Annotated in this window: 14 protein-coding genes; 9 read left to right on the top strand and 5 right to left on the bottom strand. The window is 61.4% G+C overall.

Going from position 1 to position 13,921, the window contains the following annotated elements:
• Positions 1-8 precede the first annotated feature (8 nt).
• Together rnhA and MUN46_RS03980 are read right to left on the bottom strand one after the other, a co-directional pair.
• Entirely contained in the window at positions 9-524 is a 516-nt protein-coding gene (gene rnhA / locus MUN46_RS03985; protein ID WP_243376930.1) for a ribonuclease HI, read from the bottom strand.
• A gap of 25 nt (positions 525-549) precedes the next feature.
• Positions 550-1,335 carry a class I SAM-dependent methyltransferase gene (locus tag MUN46_RS03980; RefSeq protein ID WP_243376931.1) on the bottom strand — a complete coding sequence of 262 codons (786 nt, stop codon included), beginning with the start codon at positions 1,333-1,335 and terminating at the stop codon, positions 550-552.
• 118 nt (positions 1,336-1,453) lie between these two features.
• On the opposite strand from MUN46_RS03980, the gene MUN46_RS03975 reads away from it, so the two are divergent.
• The 5 genes from MUN46_RS03975 to MUN46_RS03955 all read left to right on the top strand — a co-directional run bounded on the left by MUN46_RS03975 (position 1,454) and on the right by MUN46_RS03955 (position 8,236).
• Positions 1,454-3,091, top strand: a complete 1,638-nt coding sequence (locus tag MUN46_RS03975) for a transglycosylase SLT domain-containing protein (protein WP_243376932.1) — start codon at positions 1,454-1,456, stop codon at positions 3,089-3,091.
• 96 nt (positions 3,092-3,187) lie between these two features.
• Entirely contained in the window at positions 3,188-3,976 is a 789-nt protein-coding gene (locus tag MUN46_RS03970; RefSeq protein ID WP_243376933.1) for an enoyl-ACP reductase FabI, read from the top strand.
• A gap of 4 nt (positions 3,977-3,980) precedes the next feature.
• Positions 3,981-4,889, top strand: a complete 909-nt coding sequence (locus MUN46_RS03965) for an NAD(+)/NADH kinase (RefSeq protein WP_243376934.1) — start codon at positions 3,981-3,983, stop codon at positions 4,887-4,889.
• A 31-nt stretch (positions 4,890-4,920) separates the two neighbouring features.
• A complete protein-coding gene (gene recN / locus MUN46_RS03960; protein WP_243376935.1) occupies positions 4,921-6,594 on the top strand; it encodes a DNA repair protein RecN in 1,674 nt (557 codons plus the stop codon).
• Between the two features lie 43 nt (positions 6,595-6,637).
• Positions 6,638-8,236, top strand: coding sequence for a phosphoethanolamine transferase (locus tag MUN46_RS03955; RefSeq protein WP_243376936.1), 1,599 nt, complete (start codon positions 6,638-6,640; stop codon positions 8,234-8,236).
• A 28-nt stretch (positions 8,237-8,264) separates the two neighbouring features.
• Here MUN46_RS03955 and fur read toward each other — a convergent pair whose 3' ends face one another.
• On the bottom strand, positions 8,265-8,732 hold the full coding sequence (fur, locus tag MUN46_RS03950; protein ID WP_243376937.1) for a ferric iron uptake transcriptional regulator: 468 nt from the start codon (positions 8,730-8,732) through the stop codon (positions 8,265-8,267).
• A gap of 92 nt (positions 8,733-8,824) precedes the next feature.
• Here fur and MUN46_RS03945 point away from each other — a divergent pair, with 92 nt between their 5' ends.
• The 4 genes from MUN46_RS03945 to MUN46_RS03930 all read left to right on the top strand — a co-directional run bounded on the left by MUN46_RS03945 (position 8,825) and on the right by MUN46_RS03930 (position 10,901).
• Positions 8,825-9,358: an outer membrane protein assembly factor BamE gene (locus tag MUN46_RS03945; RefSeq protein WP_243376938.1), complete on the top strand. Its 534-nt coding sequence runs from the start codon at positions 8,825-8,827 to the stop codon at positions 9,356-9,358.
• The gene (gene dapB, locus MUN46_RS03940; RefSeq protein ID WP_243376939.1) at positions 9,355-10,152 is read left to right on the top strand and encodes a 4-hydroxy-tetrahydrodipicolinate reductase; all 798 of its coding nucleotides are present in this window, start codon (positions 9,355-9,357) and stop codon (positions 10,150-10,152) included. Before MUN46_RS03945 ends, dapB begins: the two co-directional genes overlap by 4 nt.
• Positions 10,153-10,225: 73 nt before the next feature.
• Positions 10,226-10,507: a hypothetical protein gene (locus tag MUN46_RS03935; RefSeq protein WP_243376940.1), complete on the top strand. Its 282-nt coding sequence runs from the start codon at positions 10,226-10,228 to the stop codon at positions 10,505-10,507.
• Between the two features lie 58 nt (positions 10,508-10,565).
• On the top strand, positions 10,566-10,901 hold the full coding sequence (locus MUN46_RS03930) for a cell division protein ZapA (RefSeq protein ID WP_285230556.1): 336 nt from the start codon (positions 10,566-10,568) through the stop codon (positions 10,899-10,901).
• 331 nt (positions 10,902-11,232) lie between these two features.
• Here the strand turns inward: MUN46_RS03930 and lgt are convergent, their stop codons facing one another.
• Complete coding sequence (gene lgt / locus MUN46_RS03925) at positions 11,233-12,036, bottom strand: prolipoprotein diacylglyceryl transferase (RefSeq protein ID WP_243376941.1); 804 nt, start codon at positions 12,034-12,036, stop codon at positions 11,233-11,235.
• 121 nt (positions 12,037-12,157) lie between these two features.
• Entirely contained in the window at positions 12,158-13,816 is a 1,659-nt protein-coding gene (ilvD, locus tag MUN46_RS03920; RefSeq protein WP_243376942.1) for a dihydroxy-acid dehydratase, read from the bottom strand.
• Between the last annotated feature and the right edge of the window lie 105 nt (positions 13,817-13,921).

Genomic DNA, 13,921 nt, shown 5'->3' with positions numbered 1-13,921 from the left:
GGCCATTTTCATTCTCCAAGAGACTTCAGCAGGGCGGCGAGCTCGGCGGACACCTTGTCACAGCCGGGCCGTCGGCCCTGAGCGGCCTCCACTCCCCAGTTGGCCAGCCGGTCGGCCGCCTCGTTGTTCTCGATCCCGGCATGCCCCTTGACCCACTGCCATCGGATGTCAAACCGCTGCACCAGGGCATCGAGCTTCTTCCAGTAGGCCTCGTTTTTGACGGGCTTGCGTCCCGCGGTTTTCCATCCCCGGGCCTTCCAGGCGGGAAGCCATTCGTTGATCCCGTTTTTCACATACTGGCTGTCCGTGTGAATCACTATGGGGCAAGGGCGCTTCAGGCTGGAGAGAGCCGCGATCACCGCCGCGAGTTCCATGCGGTTGTTTGTCGTGACGGGCTCTCCTCCGTAAAGGTCGAGCGTGTGGCGGCCGTAGATCAGCCTCGCCCCCCATCCGCCTGGCCCCGGGTTGCCCTTGCAGGCCCCGTCGCTCCAGATTTCCAATTCACCGGTTCCGATCCCTGGCATACTCTGACGCACCCCCTGCAGCCGCTTATCGGCCGGCTTCCCGCCGGGCTCCGGCCTGAGCCGCAAACCGCCGTCCGGCGACAGTTATTTTCCGATCGCTGAACGACACCCGCCCGATAAGGCGCATGCCCTCGAGCACCTTCACTGCCGAAAGCATCATGACGCCTCCGAGCGAAGGCCACCAGCGGTCTCCCGCCTTGTCCATCCAGCGCCAGCTGTGCATGGCCGAGGCGCTCCGGCAGGGCGGCTCGTAGCAGCCGAAGGCGCCGCGGTCTATATCGAGCCCCAGCAGCCCGAACCAGTCCCGGAGCCGCGCGAGAGTGACGAGCGAGGAGCCGCTCGGAAGGTAGGGCCCTCCCAGCCCGATGCCGCTCAGGCGCTGCCTCAGGCCCCAGAGGCTCAGCGGATTGAAAGCCGTTATGACAAGCCTCCCCTGCGGAACAAGCACCCGGGCGGCTTCCTTCAGGGTCCGGCGGGCCCGCTCGACGCTGCCCGACAGCTCCAGAGCATGCGGCAGGACAATGAGATCCATGCTTTCTGAGGCGAAAGGCAGCTCGAAGGGCCGCGCATAAACGAAGCCCCTCTGCTGCAGACCGGGATAGGCGGGAATTTTTTCCCCCGACACGGTGCAGACATGGGAGGCGATCCGGTTGGCCGCAAGAAAATCAATCTGAGGAATCCCCACCTGCAGGGCCCTGTATCCGAAGCTGTCCTCCACCACCCTGGCAACGCGGGCCTCCTCCCATTCGAAGGCCAGCCGGCCGGCCGGAGTATGCAGAAAATCGCATATTTTTAAATTTCTTTTGCCCACTGCCGCCGCACCGTCACAGAAAAAGAACCGTTTACCAAATAGCACATTTGCTTCTATCGCTTGGGACAGCACATAGAGTACCATCTAACCACTGCAAACTGTTCTCGCTTTTCTTTCGATGTTTCTTCGCACCGCATTCACCGTGCTGGCAGGCCTGCTGCTTGCCTCCGCCGGACAGGCTCAGAGCGTCCAGGCCGGCGGTTCGCCTTCCGTGGAGCCGAAGGCCCAGGCAGCCCCGGCTCCTGGCGCGGATGCCCTCCGCGGCCCGCTTGCACAGTCGGAGGAAGCCGCCGGACCGGAGGTCTGGGGGCGGATCAGGCGCGGCTTCAAGATGCCGCCGCTGGACAGCCCCAGGGTCGACAGCCAGCTCGGGTCGCTCACGAGGCACCCTCAGAGCTTCACGCGCTCGGCGGAAAGGGCCGGTCTGTATCTTTATCACATCGTCGGCCAGGTCGAATCCCGGGGCATGCCCATGGAGCTGGCGCTGCTGCCCTTCGTGGAAAGCTCCTTCATGCCGACAGCCGTCTCTCCGGCCAAAGCCTCGGGGCTGTGGCAGTTCATCCCCAGCACCGGAACCACCTATTCGCTGGAGCAAAACCTCTGGAAGGACGAGCGGAGAGATGTCATTGAAAGCACGCGGGCTGCCCTTGACTATTTTCAGAAGCTCTACGATCAGTTCCATGACTGGCACCTCGCGCTCGCCGCGTACAACTGGGGGGAAGGAAATGTCCAGAGGGCGATCGACCGAAACGCCGCCGCGGGGCTTCCAACCGACTACCAGCACCTGAGGATGCCCTCCGAGACGGCCAACTACGTGCCCAGGCTCGAGGCCGTCAAACGCATCGTGCAGAACCCCGCCCGCTACGGCATCACTCTTCCGGACATCGGCAGCGAGCCTTATTTCGTCCAGGTTTTCAGGGACAAGGACATCGACATCAAGACCGCCGCGAGGCTCGCGAACATGAAGCTCGAGGACTTCACGATGCTCAACCCGGGGTTCAACCGCCCCGTCATCGTGGGCGCCCATGAAAACGCCATGCTGATTCCCGCGGACAATCTCGATGAGTTCATGGAAAACCTCGCTCGCTGGCGCTCCAACGGCCGCCGGGTCTCCTCCTGGAAGACCCATCGGATGCAGCCCGGCGAGAGCCTCCTCAACATCGCGGAAAACAACGGCATGACCATCGAGGAGATCCGCGAGGTCAACCGCATTCCGAGCAACCGGCGCGTTGCCCAAAACTCACTGCTCCTTGTGAGGGCGGATTCCGGAGAACCCCGGGATGAGATTGAGGCCGGAGGCGCTTTCTTCCGCCTCGAGCCCGTGCCCTCGGTGCCGAAGGTCCGCTACCGCCAGATACGCTACCGCGTCCGCAAGGGCGACACGCTCGATGACATCGCTGACCGCATGCACATCACCAAGCGCTCGATCATTGTGACCAACCGCCTGCGCCAAGCGAAGATTCGCAAGGGCCAGAGCCTTACGCTGACAGTGCCGGTCATCAACCGCGCGCCGGACATTGAGCGCATTTCTGCGGAAAATGCAGCCTACAGGGAATCGCGCCGGTACCGCCTGAACGCCAATCCCCCGAAAAAATCGGCCAGGCGCTCCACCGCCTCGGGCAAGGTCTCGAAAAAAGCCTCCGCGCCTAAGAAGAGCGCCGCCGGGAATGCGAAGCGCAAAAGCTCGGCGCCGTCCGCCAAGCGCCCTGTGCAGAACAGGAAAAAAAATAAAAAGGCCGCACGGCGTCAGGACTGAGCGGGGCTGAGGGCTTCCGTTCAGTTGCTACAATGTCGGCATCGATCCCCCGGTTTGCATTGCGGGGAGTTTCTTGTATTTTTCTGAGTGAGCATTATGGGATTCCTAAACGGAAAAAAGTTTCTGATCACAGGCGTGCTTTCCAACCGCTCCATTGCCTACGGCATTGCGAAAGCCTGCCGCAGGGAAGGTGCTGAACTCGCTTTTTCCTATGCCGGCGAGCACGCCAGGGAAAGAATCGGGAAATTTGCTGAAGAATTCGGCAGCGACGTGATTTTCCCGCTCGATGTCACTCAGGATGACCAGATTGCCGCCGCCGTTAGCCTGCTCAAGGAGCGCTGGGGCGGACTCGACGGTTTCGTCCACTCCATCGGATACGCGCCCCGCGAGGCGATTTCCGGGGACTTCCTTGAGGGGCTTTCCCGCTCCGCCTTCGCCACGGCCATGGACATCTCCGCCTATTCTTTCCCGGCCCTGGCCAAGGCCTTTCTGCCGCTCATGAAGGGCAGGCAGGCCTCCGTTCTGACGCTTACGTATCTGGGCAGCGAGCGCGCCGTCCCGAATTACAACACGATGGGCCTCGCCAAGGCCGCCCTCGAGGCCTCCACACGCTATCTCGCGCTGTCCCTCGGAGCGGACGGAATCAGGGCCAACGCCATTTCCTCCGGCCCGATCAAGACGCTGGCCGCCGCCGGGATCAAGGATTTCGGGAAAATGCTGCATCAGACGGAGCAGGCCTCTCCGCTCAAGAAGAACGTGACAACCGAAGAAGTCGGCAACGCGGCCGCCTTCCTGCTGTCGGATCTGGCAAGCGGCATCACCGGTGACATCGTCTACGTGGACGCCGGCTATCACATTGCCGCCGGAGTCGATGCGGGGCAGTAACGCAATGCCCGTCTTTAAGAAAGCGGCCATCTTCGTCAAGCAGTCCGGACTGCCGCGGCCGCTTCTTGCGAGGCTGCTCGACGTGGTCAGCCGCTCGGGAGTCGAGCCCCTGCTCGACGAAGCTGCCTTCAAAACCATGGGGAAAGGCTGCCGCTGGAAGCCGCACGGCCCGCAGGAGCTCGGCGAGAAGGCAGACGTCGCCATCGTGCTCGGCGGCGACGGCACAACCCTGGGAGTGGGCCGGCTGCTCGCCCCTTACGGCAGGCCCATCATCGGCATCAACGCCGGCCGGCTCGGGTTCATCACCGACATCGTCCTCGAAGAGGTTGAGCAGATCATCCCGCAGATGATGGAGGGGCGGTTCGTCCGCGACGACCGTCCCGTCATCGAGGGTGCGGTGCTGCACAAAGGGAAAAAGGTCTACGAGTCCAACGCCATCAATGACGCCGGCATCACCCACGGGCGGATCGGCGGAATGGTGGAGTTCACGATCTATGTCGACGGGCAGCGCATGTCCACGCAGAGGGCCGACGGCATCATCTACGCCACGACCACTGGCTCTACGGCCTACGCGCTCGCAGCCGGCGGCCCGATACTGCACCCGTCGCTGCTGGGCGCCGAGCTCGTCCCGGTTGCGCCGCACACGCTGACCAACCGGCCCATCGTCCTGCCGCTGTCCTCGGTCGTCGACATCGAACTGACGGAAGTCAAGGACGGCCAGGCGTATTTCGACATGCAGGAATTCTGGCCCATGGACGAGGGCGACGTGCTTCACATCCATGTCGGGAAAAATCACTTTACGCTGCTGCATCCCGCCGGATACAACCACTTTGACCTTCTGAGGCGAAAGCTGAAATGGAACCTGATGCCGACCAACCCCGGCTTCAGCCAGCAGGAAACCTCGGGAGAGTGAGCGCGGGGCGGCGCCTTCTGGAGAACTGACGATGCTGCAGTGCCTATCGCTTTCCGAGTTCGTCATTGTTCCTCACCTCAGCCTCGAGCTCGGCCCGGGGTTCACGGCGCTCACCGGCGAAACAGGAGCCGGCAAGTCCATCCTGATCGACGCCCTGCAGCTGCTTCTCGGAGCCCGCGCCGACACGGTCGTCATTAGGGAAGGAGCACCGAAAACCGAGGTCAGCGCCATCTTCTCCTCCAGCAAAAGGCTGGAGCACTGGCTCGCCCAGAACGGATTTGACCCGGACAAGGAACTGCTGCTGCGCCGCACTTTGGACTCGTCGGGGCGCTCCCGGGCCTGGATCAACGGTTCGCCGGCCACGGCGACGCAGATGCGCGCCCTGGGCGAAAGACTCGTCGACATCCACGGCCAGCACTCCAACCAATCGCTACTCAAGCCCCAGGAACAGCTGCGGCTGCTGGACGCCCATGGCGAAATCCTGAACAAGCGAAACGCCGTCCGGGAGCTTTACGAAACCTGGCAGGAAGCCCGCCGCAGGCTTGAGTCTGCCTCCTCCAGGCTCGCGTCGCTGCAAGAGGAAATGAACCGCCTGTCCTGGATGAGCGAAGACCTCGAGGCGCTGGCCCCGGAGCCGGGCGAGTGGGAGAGGATCTCCGAAGAACACACCAGGCTGGCCAACGCATCCTCCATCGTCGAGGGGGTGGGGAAAGCGCTGGGGGCGCTCTCCGACGATGATGACGCGTCAGCCGCCTCCTGCATCGGCCAAGCCAGCAGCAGGCTCGAGTCTCTGGCGCGCTACGACCCGAGGCTCGAGAACCTCGTGCAGCAGCTCTCCGACGCCTCCAGCATAGTGGATGACGCCGTGAGCACCCTCAGGCAGTATCTCGACTCCAGCGACCTCGACGAAGAGCGTTTCGCCGAGCTCGACCGCCGGCTTTCGGCCTTTTATGACACGGCCCGCAAATTCCACGCGAGGCCCGAGGACCTGGCGCAGCTTCGCAGCCAGGTGAAGGAAAAGCTTGCCGCGCTGGAGCAGGGCATCGACACCGAAGGGCTCTCCGAGGCCGAAAAGGAAGCGCGCGGGCGTTATATGCAGGCCGCCGCAGATCTGTCGCGAAACCGCAAAAAAGCCGCGGCCTCCCTGTCCCGGGAAGTGACCAAAGCCATGCAGGTCCTGTCGATGGAGGGCGGACGGCTCGAAGTGAAGCTGAGCGAAACCGAACCCGGCCCGTTCGGGCTGGAGCGCTGCGACTTCCTGGTCGCGGGACACGCGGGCGTGACGCCCCGCGAGCTTACCAAGGTTGCCTCCGGCGGTGAACTCTCAAGAATCAGCCTCGCCATTGCCGTCATTACAGCCAAGGCCACGCCCGTGGGAACCCTTATCTTCGACGAAGTGGACGCCGGCATCGGCGGGGCCGTAGCCGAGGTGGTGGGACGTTTCCTGCAGACGCTGGGCAGAGACAGGCAGGTGATCTGCGTCACGCACCAGCCCCAGGTCGCCTGCTGCGCCGGCAGGCACCTGCATGTCGAAAAGCAGACCGCGGACGGAGTGACCACGAGTTCTGTGAAAGCCCTCGGAGAAGAAGAAAGAGTCACGGAAATCGCAAGAATGCTGGGCGGCATTCGAATGACCCAGGCCACGATCATTCATGCCAGTGAGATGCTGAAGAACTCCGCCCCTTCAAAAGGGGCTTCCGATTAGAATGCGGTTTTTCAGGTATTTTTTTATCTAGCTGCCGCTGGTTATGTCGATTTTCTCCCGCCTCAGGCCGGGCCCGTTCTCCCGCAGAAACATATGGTGCTGGGCCTTCGCCCTGATTCTGTCGTCCGCTTTCAGCCTTGCGCTGCCTGCCGCCATGGGCTACTCGCACTCCGGAGACATGCCGTGGAAAAGTCTCGACCCGGTGAACTTCCTCGCCCCGGTGCTGGCCCTGCTGATTCTCTCCCAGCACTGGCTGACCAGACGGCTGATCGCCATCCCGGCCGTCGCAGTCGCTGCTCTGTATTTTCCTGCAGGCATGCTCTACGGCAGACCCAATATTCTGATATCTGTCGCCCTGCTTCAGACCAACCCGGCGGAAGCCGCCGAGTTTGCCTCCAATACACCGCCCTGGCTGTTCCTGGGGACAGCCGGCATGCTGGTTCTGGGGCTGGCCGCCATCCGGGCCTGCCGGAATCTGCAGCTGAGGGCCGCGCCCGTGTGCTGCTGCGCCATCGCGCTCGCCGCTGCCGTCCTGATCCAGATTTACGGGCGCGGCCGGGATCTTGATTCAATCCAGGCCGCCGGCTTTGCCAGGGATCTGGCCGTTTCGGCCTGGTCCGGAGCGCAGGAGCTCCGCGACGAGGCTTCTGCACCGGAACCGAGCTGGGCTGACGTCACCGCAAAGCCCCGCTTTCAGGACTACGTCCTGGTGATCGGCGAAAGCCAGAGAAGAGACTATGCATCGGTGTACGGCTACCCGCTGGACACGACCCCCTTTCTCAGGAAATCTCCCGGCATTTTTTTCAGCCACTTCGTCGCCCCCGGCGGCAACACCGGGATCTCGCTGCCCAGACTCCTGTCGCTGAACAAGCCCGGAACGGACAGCTTCAACAGCGCCAACAATGTCCTCACGCTGGCCAACAGCGCCGGATTTGACACCTGGTGGCTTTCTAACCAGGGCCGCGGCGGAGCCTATGACAACCCCATCGCCCAGATCGGCGTTCGGGCCAAGCACACGGCCTGGCTCAAGGGCAATTACGCGGATCCCAACGTGGACGACTTCGAGCTGCTGCCCAAGCTGCGCGAGGCGCTCGACTCACCCGCGGACGGCCCCAGGCTTTTCGTGCTCCATCTGATGGGCTCCCACCCGACCTTCTGCACGCGCCTCTCGGGCCGCGCCGTCGAATGGGACGTGGGAGATCCCAGCATGTCCTGCTACCTCACGACCTATCGGATGATGGACGAGATGATTGAAAAAATCGTCGGGATGCTCGGCAGCAGAGGCAGGACCTGGTCGCTTCTTTACTTCGCCGATCACGGCCTGTCCATGCAACCCAAGCCCGGTACGGAAACCGGCAGGGAGCTTGAGCATGGCTACGATGCGAAACAGAATTACGACGTCCCGCTTTTCTCCATCTCAAGCACCAGCACGACCCACGAGGTCAATCCGGCAGCCCGCAGCGGTTTCCGAATGCTTCAGGGGCTCGCCCAGTGGCTCGGCATCAGCACCTCCACTTTCCCTGCAGACCCCGAGGCAGACTTCTGGGGGCGCAGGGACGACAGCCGGGTGCGTGTCTTCGGCAACCGCGATTACGGCAAGCTCAAGGATGACCCTGCGGTCATTTACGAACTGAAAAAATAAAGGTTAATCCGCGGAGCGGAGAGCGGCTTCAGCGGCCGGACTTCTCCCGCTCTTTCTTCTGGCAGGCCGGGCAGATGCCGTAAAGCGACAGGGAATGGCTTTCCAGCCGGAAGCCGAACCGTTTGGCTATTTCCTTCTGACGCTCTTCGATGTCGCGGTCCACGAATTCCTCTACCGCGCCGCACCGGGTGCAGACCAAATGGTCGTGATGGTAGCCGTCATCGAGTTCGAACGTCGCGAAATCTTCCCCAAAATGATGCCTCGTCAGCAGCCCCGCAGCTTCAAACTGGGTGAGCACGCGGTATACCGTGGCAAGGCCGATATCCATATTTTCAGCAAGCAGCTCCTTATAAATGTCATCGGCCGACATATGGCGGCTTCCCTTCTGGGACTCGCGCTGGAAAATTTCAAGTATCTTCATTCTCGGGCCGGTTGCCTTCAGGCCCGCCTGCTTCAGCTCTGCCAGCTGATCATGCCGCTTATCGCTTTCACTCATATGCAAAGTCTCTGCGGAAGTTTTCTCTTTTGTCTTATGATACGTGAAGTTTTATAAACAGATCACTTAGGCATCTTTCTCGTCGGATACATATGGCACTCCCGCATAAGCTGCTCGCAGCTACCGTTATTGCATCTGCCTGCTCACTGCTGGCAGGCTGCCAGACCATGTCCAGAGCCTGGGATTCCGCCGTCGCGTGGACCCCGACTTTCCTACATCCCTACCGCCCGGACGTCCATCAGGGCAACCTCGTCACCTCGGAGATGATCGGGCAGCTGGAAAAAGGCATGTCTCCCGAGCAGGTGCAATTTCTCCTGGGCCGGCCGCTGCTCCAGGACGTGTTCCATAAAGACCGCTGGGATTACGTTTACTATCTGAACCGCCGCAGCGGCGACACCGAGATCCGCAAGCTCACGGTGTACTTCGGCAACGACGGCCGCGTCTCCAGGTGGACTGCAGATCAAATGCCGGACGAAACGACGGCAGACCTGCTGATTCTCAACGACAAGGATGCCCTTGAGAAGAACAAGCAGAAAAAACAGGAGGCCGCCTCCGCCCCGGCCCCGGCTGACAAGGCCAAGGGCACTGCCGGGCAGCCCTCCGAGCCCGTAAAGGAATCCAAATGATTAAGGTAGCCGTTTCAGGCATCTGCGGCCGGATGGGCCAGATGCTCGTCAGGGCCCTCGCGGCCGCAAAGGACATGGAGCTCTGCGCCGCCCTGGGGCACGGCGGAAGCGCCGGCGTCGGCAAAGACGCTGGCGCCCCCAGCGGCATTGCGACGGGAGTTTCGGTCTCCGATGACCCGCAGGAGCTGTGCAAGGCCGACGTTGTCATTGATTTCTCGCGTCCTGAAGGAACGCTGGCGATCCTGCCCGAGTGCGTTCGGCTTAAAAAGCCCGTTCTGATCGGAACAACAGGCTTTGACGCCGCAGGGAAAAAAGCGATTGAAGAGGCTTCCCGGTCGATTCCCGTCATTCTCGCACCCAACACCTCGGTTGGCGTCAACGCTGTTTTCCGCCTGGTCGCCGAGGCCGCCCGGCTGCTACCGGACACGGATGTGGAAATTGTGGAAATGCACCACCGCAACAAAGTCGATGCACCCTCCGGGACCGCGCTTGAAATGGGGCGGTGCATCGCGCGGGCCAGAGGCCAGGATTTCGATGAAGTAGCCATTCTTTCCCGCGAAGGCCACACAGGCCCGCGAAAGAATGGGACAATAGGCTTTGCCGCCCTCCGCGGAGGCGATGTCGTGGGAATCCACAAGGTCATATTCGCAGGAACCGGGGAAAGGGTTGAGATCTCCCATCACAGCACCACCCGGGAAGGCTACGCCGACGGCGCCCTTGTCGGGGCGCGTTTCCTCGTGAATCAGGCCGCAGGCCTGTACTCCATGGCCGACGTACTCGGAATTCCCCGGTAAATCAGTTAAAGTTTGATCTGCAGGCCCGCAGCAAAGGACCGCAGAGTTTCTTCTCTTGATTAGGCAGTAAAAAATGCAAGAACAACTTGACGCACTCGATTCCATCGTCACGCAGCTCGTCCAGCGCGCGGATCACCTCCATCAGGAAAACGATGAGCTGAAAAAGCAGCTTTCCGACACCCAGGCGGAGCTGGCCAGCACCAAGGACGAGCTGGCCAAAACCCGCGGAAAGCTGGAAGACACCGGCATTCGGATCGGCCTGCTGATCGAGCAGCTCACGCGCGACACCAACATCGAGCCGATCGTGGAGGAGGATTCCTCCGACCAGACTCAGGAGCAGAACGCGGCGGCCTGACCCCCGGGCTGAGCGATAGCGGGACAGACCGCCTATGTCAGATCTTTCTCTGAATATCATGGACCGGACCTTCCGTCTTGCGGTGGCTCCGGAAAATGCTGAAAAACTTCAGCGCTGCGGCGCGGAGCTCGATCGGAGAATGCGCGAAATCAGGGAATCCGGCAGGGTTCTCGGCTATGACCAGATCGCGGTCATGGTGGCGCTCGATCTCATATGGACCGGGTTCGACAAGGACGAAGAGGCGAGGATCAACAAAAGCAGGCAGCAAGAAGCTTCCAGCAAAATCGAGCAGCTTCGGGCCGAATGCGAAGCGGCGATTGCCCGCAATCAGCCCGAGCAGACCCCGGCGGAAAGCGCGCCGGAGGCTGTGGATGCCTCTCTGCCGCGGGATTAGAATGACAAAGGAAGGTGCGCGGCCCCGGAAGAAGGCGCAGTCCCCTCGGGCCGCCATGAAAGTTTTCCCTGCGCTGGCCGGATCCAAGGATTTAATGTTCCAGAACCAATGCACTACGTGCTAGGCCGCTGATCTCATTGGCCGAAAGCGCTTTCGGACACGCGATGTCCGAGCCTCGTCCGCCGTGGAGGCGACCGCCCTGAACCCTCGGTTCAGGATACTTATCCTTCCCGGACAGCCGCAGGGATCCCAGTTGTGAAAAAGCGGAGGGCCGATCAGCCTTCCGCTTTTTTTTATTCCGCGCTTTTTCATGCGGCGCCGCGCCGTCCCGTCAGGACGCGCCGCGGGACCTCCTGCCGAGATAGCCGTGCAGAAGGAGCACCAGACCGAGGAGAATAAGCGGCATGGTCAGCCACTGTCCCCTGGTGAACCCGAGCGCCCTGATGCCGAGGAACCAGTCCGGCTCGCGGACATACTCGACAAGAAAACGGCACACCCCGTAGCCGAGCAGGAAGACTCCGGTCGGAGCCCCCTGAGGCCTGGGCTTTCTTGAATAGAACCACGTCAGAGTGAAAAGCAGGACGCCCTCCAGGCCGCATTCGTAAAGCTGGGAGGGATGCCGCGGCAACATGTCCCCCGACTGGGGAAAGGCCATGGCAAAAGGAAAGTCAGGGCTGGTCACCCGGCCCCACAGTTCTCCGTTGATGAAATTTCCTATCCGTCCGAAAAACAGCCCGACCGGCGCGAGGGGGATGACAAAGTCCGCCGTCTTCATGAAGCTCTTGTGGTGCGTCACAGAAAAATAAGCGATGGCAGCCGCAACGCCCAGCATCCCCCCGTGGACGCTCATGCCGCCTTCCCAAATCGCAAAGACGCGCTCCAGGTGATGGATGTAAAAGTCAGGCTGGTAGAAAAAGCAGAATCCAAGCCGCCCGCCTATCACAACGCCAAGAATGCCGTAAAACAGCAGATCCTCAAGATCGGAAACCTTCAGCCCCCTCCACTCTTCTCTGCAGCGCAGCCTCGCCAGCAGATAAAAAGCCGCAAACCCGACCAGATACATAATGCCGTACCAGCGGACTGACACCGGCCCGATCGAAAACGCAACCGGATCAAATTGTGGATGAATCAGCATGGCGAGATCTTCTTAATTTTCAAAACCCGAGCATTGTAGTGAAAAAAAGAGCCCTCTCCCGGAGGAATGGCTCCCCCGGAAAAAGACTCTTTATGTCAAAAGCGGGCTAAGTCCCGGATGATCAGGACAGAACCGCGCCCTTCATGCCGGAGCTGACCAGCTTCGCGTAGCGGGCCAGGTAGCCCGTTGTGATCTTCGGCTGGCGGGGCTTCCATGCCGCCTTGCGGCGCGCAAGCTCCTCGTCGGGCACGCACAGCGTAAGGGTGTTGGCCTCGATGTCAATGGCTATCTGATCGCCTTCGTGCACCAGAGCGATCGGGCCGCCGTCGGCAGCTTCGGGCGAAACGTGTCCGATGGAGGCTCCGCGGCTCGCGCCCGAGAAACGCCCGTCAGTGATCAGGGCCACAGTGCTGCCAAGCCCCGCTCCGATGATAGCCGAAGTCGGGTTGAGCATCTCACGCATCCCCGGACCGCCCTTGGGACCCTCGTAGCGGATCACCACGACATCGCCCGGGTGAATCTTGCCGCCCAGAATGGCGGCGATGGCGTCATCCTCGCAATCGAAAACACGGGCCGGGCCCTGGTGCTTCATCATTGAGGGATCGACCGCTGAGCGCTTCACCACCGAGCCGTCGGGAGCAAGATTGCCCTTGAGAACCGCGATGCCCCCCTCTTTCATGAACGGATGGTCAATCGGGCGAATCACCTCGGAGTTCAGTATCTCGTGCCCGGCGATGTTTTCTCCCACCGTCTTTCCCGTGACAGTGCGGCAATCGAGATGCAGTCTGCCCAGTTTGGACAGCTCGTGCATCACAGCCGGAATGCCACCGGCCTGCTCGAGATCGAGCATCGTCGCCTCACCGGCCGGGGAGAGGTGGCAGAGATTGGGCGTATGCTTCGAAATTTCATTCGCATAGCCCAGGTCGATCTCAATGCCGCATTCGTGAGCGATAGCCGGCAGATGGAGCATGGAGTTGGTTGAGCAGCCAAGCGCCATGTCAACCATCAGAGCGTTTTCGAAGGCCTCGGCGGTCATGATGTCGCGGGGCCTGACGTTTTCTTTCACCAGGTCCAGGATCCGCATGCCGGTCTTTTTAGCCAGACGGATTCTCTCGCTCATCACGGCAGGGATGGTTCCGTTGCCAGGCAGCGCCAGACCGAGAACTTCGCTCATGCAGTTCATGGAGTTGGCGGTGAACATGCCGGCGCAGGACCCGCAGGTCGGGCAGGCGCAGTTCACGAGCCCGTTGAGGTCTTCCGCAGTCATCTTGCCTGCGTGGAACGTGCCGACCGCCTCAAACACGGAGGACACCGTCACCTTGTGGCCCTTGAACCAGCCGCCGAGCATGGGGCCGCCGGAAATGACGATGGACGGAATATTGATGCGGGCCGCAGCCATCAGCAGGCCGGGAACGTTTTTGTCGCAGGCCGCCACCATCACCAGGCCGTCAAAGGGGTGCGCGATGGACATCGCCTCCGTGGAGTCCGCTATCAGCTCGCGCGAAACCAGGGAATACTTCATGCCCTCATGTCCCATGGCAATGCCGTCGCAGACCGCAATCGCCGGGAAAACAATGGGCACGCCGCCGGCCAGGGCGACTCCCTGCTTGACGGCGTCCACGATCTTGTCCAGATTCATGTGTCCCGGAACGATATCGTTCTTGGAGCTGACAATGCCGATCAACGGGCGCTCAATCTCCTCATCCGTCAGGCCCAGGGCCTTCAGCAAAGCAAGCCGGGGGGCAGCCGTTGGGCCCTTTTTCATCTTGTCACTGCGCATTAGTTTCTCCTCAATTCGAGTCGTTGGACTGACGGGTTGAAGCGTGCTAGTCCTTTATTTTCAGCTTCTGGAAGTTATACAACGAAACAATACAAAATTCAGTAC

The sequence above is a fragment of the Mesosutterella faecium genome (assembly GCF_022809315.2).
Classification (GTDB): Bacteria; Pseudomonadota; Gammaproteobacteria; order Burkholderiales; family Burkholderiaceae_F; genus Mesosutterella; species Mesosutterella faecium.
This window is presented reverse-complemented; position numbering and strand designations above follow the sequence as displayed.

Excerpts from the sequence above, each read along its gene's own strand:
- rnhA (WP_243376930.1), bottom strand. The coding sequence starts at position 524 with ATGCCAGGGATCGGAACCGGTGAATTGGAAATCTGGAGCGACGGGGCC.
- MUN46_RS03975 (WP_243376932.1), top strand. The coding sequence starts at position 1,454 with ATGTTTCTTCGCACCGCATTCACCGTGCTGGCAGGCCTGCTGCTTGCC.
- MUN46_RS03955 (WP_243376936.1), top strand. The coding sequence starts at position 6,638 with ATGTCGATTTTCTCCCGCCTCAGGCCGGGCCCGTTCTCCCGCAGAAAC.
- recN (WP_243376935.1), top strand. The coding sequence starts at position 4,921 with ATGCTGCAGTGCCTATCGCTTTCCGAGTTCGTCATTGTTCCTCACCTC.
- ilvD (WP_243376942.1), bottom strand. The coding sequence starts at position 13,816 with ATGCGCAGTGACAAGATGAAAAAGGGCCCAACGGCTGCCCCCCGGCTT.
- MUN46_RS03935 (WP_243376940.1), top strand. The coding sequence starts at position 10,226 with ATGCAAGAACAACTTGACGCACTCGATTCCATCGTCACGCAGCTCGTC.
- MUN46_RS03970 (WP_243376933.1), top strand. The coding sequence starts at position 3,188 with ATGGGATTCCTAAACGGAAAAAAGTTTCTGATCACAGGCGTGCTTTCC.
- MUN46_RS03965 (WP_243376934.1), top strand. The coding sequence starts at position 3,981 with ATGCCCGTCTTTAAGAAAGCGGCCATCTTCGTCAAGCAGTCCGGACTG.
- MUN46_RS03945 (WP_243376938.1), top strand. The coding sequence starts at position 8,825 with ATGGCACTCCCGCATAAGCTGCTCGCAGCTACCGTTATTGCATCTGCC.
- MUN46_RS03930 (WP_285230556.1), top strand. The coding sequence starts at position 10,566 with ATGGACCGGACCTTCCGTCTTGCGGTGGCTCCGGAAAATGCTGAAAAA.
- fur (WP_243376937.1), bottom strand. The coding sequence starts at position 8,732 with ATGAGTGAAAGCGATAAGCGGCATGATCAGCTGGCAGAGCTGAAGCAG.
- dapB (WP_243376939.1), top strand. The coding sequence starts at position 9,355 with ATGATTAAGGTAGCCGTTTCAGGCATCTGCGGCCGGATGGGCCAGATG.
- lgt (WP_243376941.1), bottom strand. The coding sequence starts at position 12,036 with ATGCTGATTCATCCACAATTTGATCCGGTTGCGTTTTCGATCGGGCCG.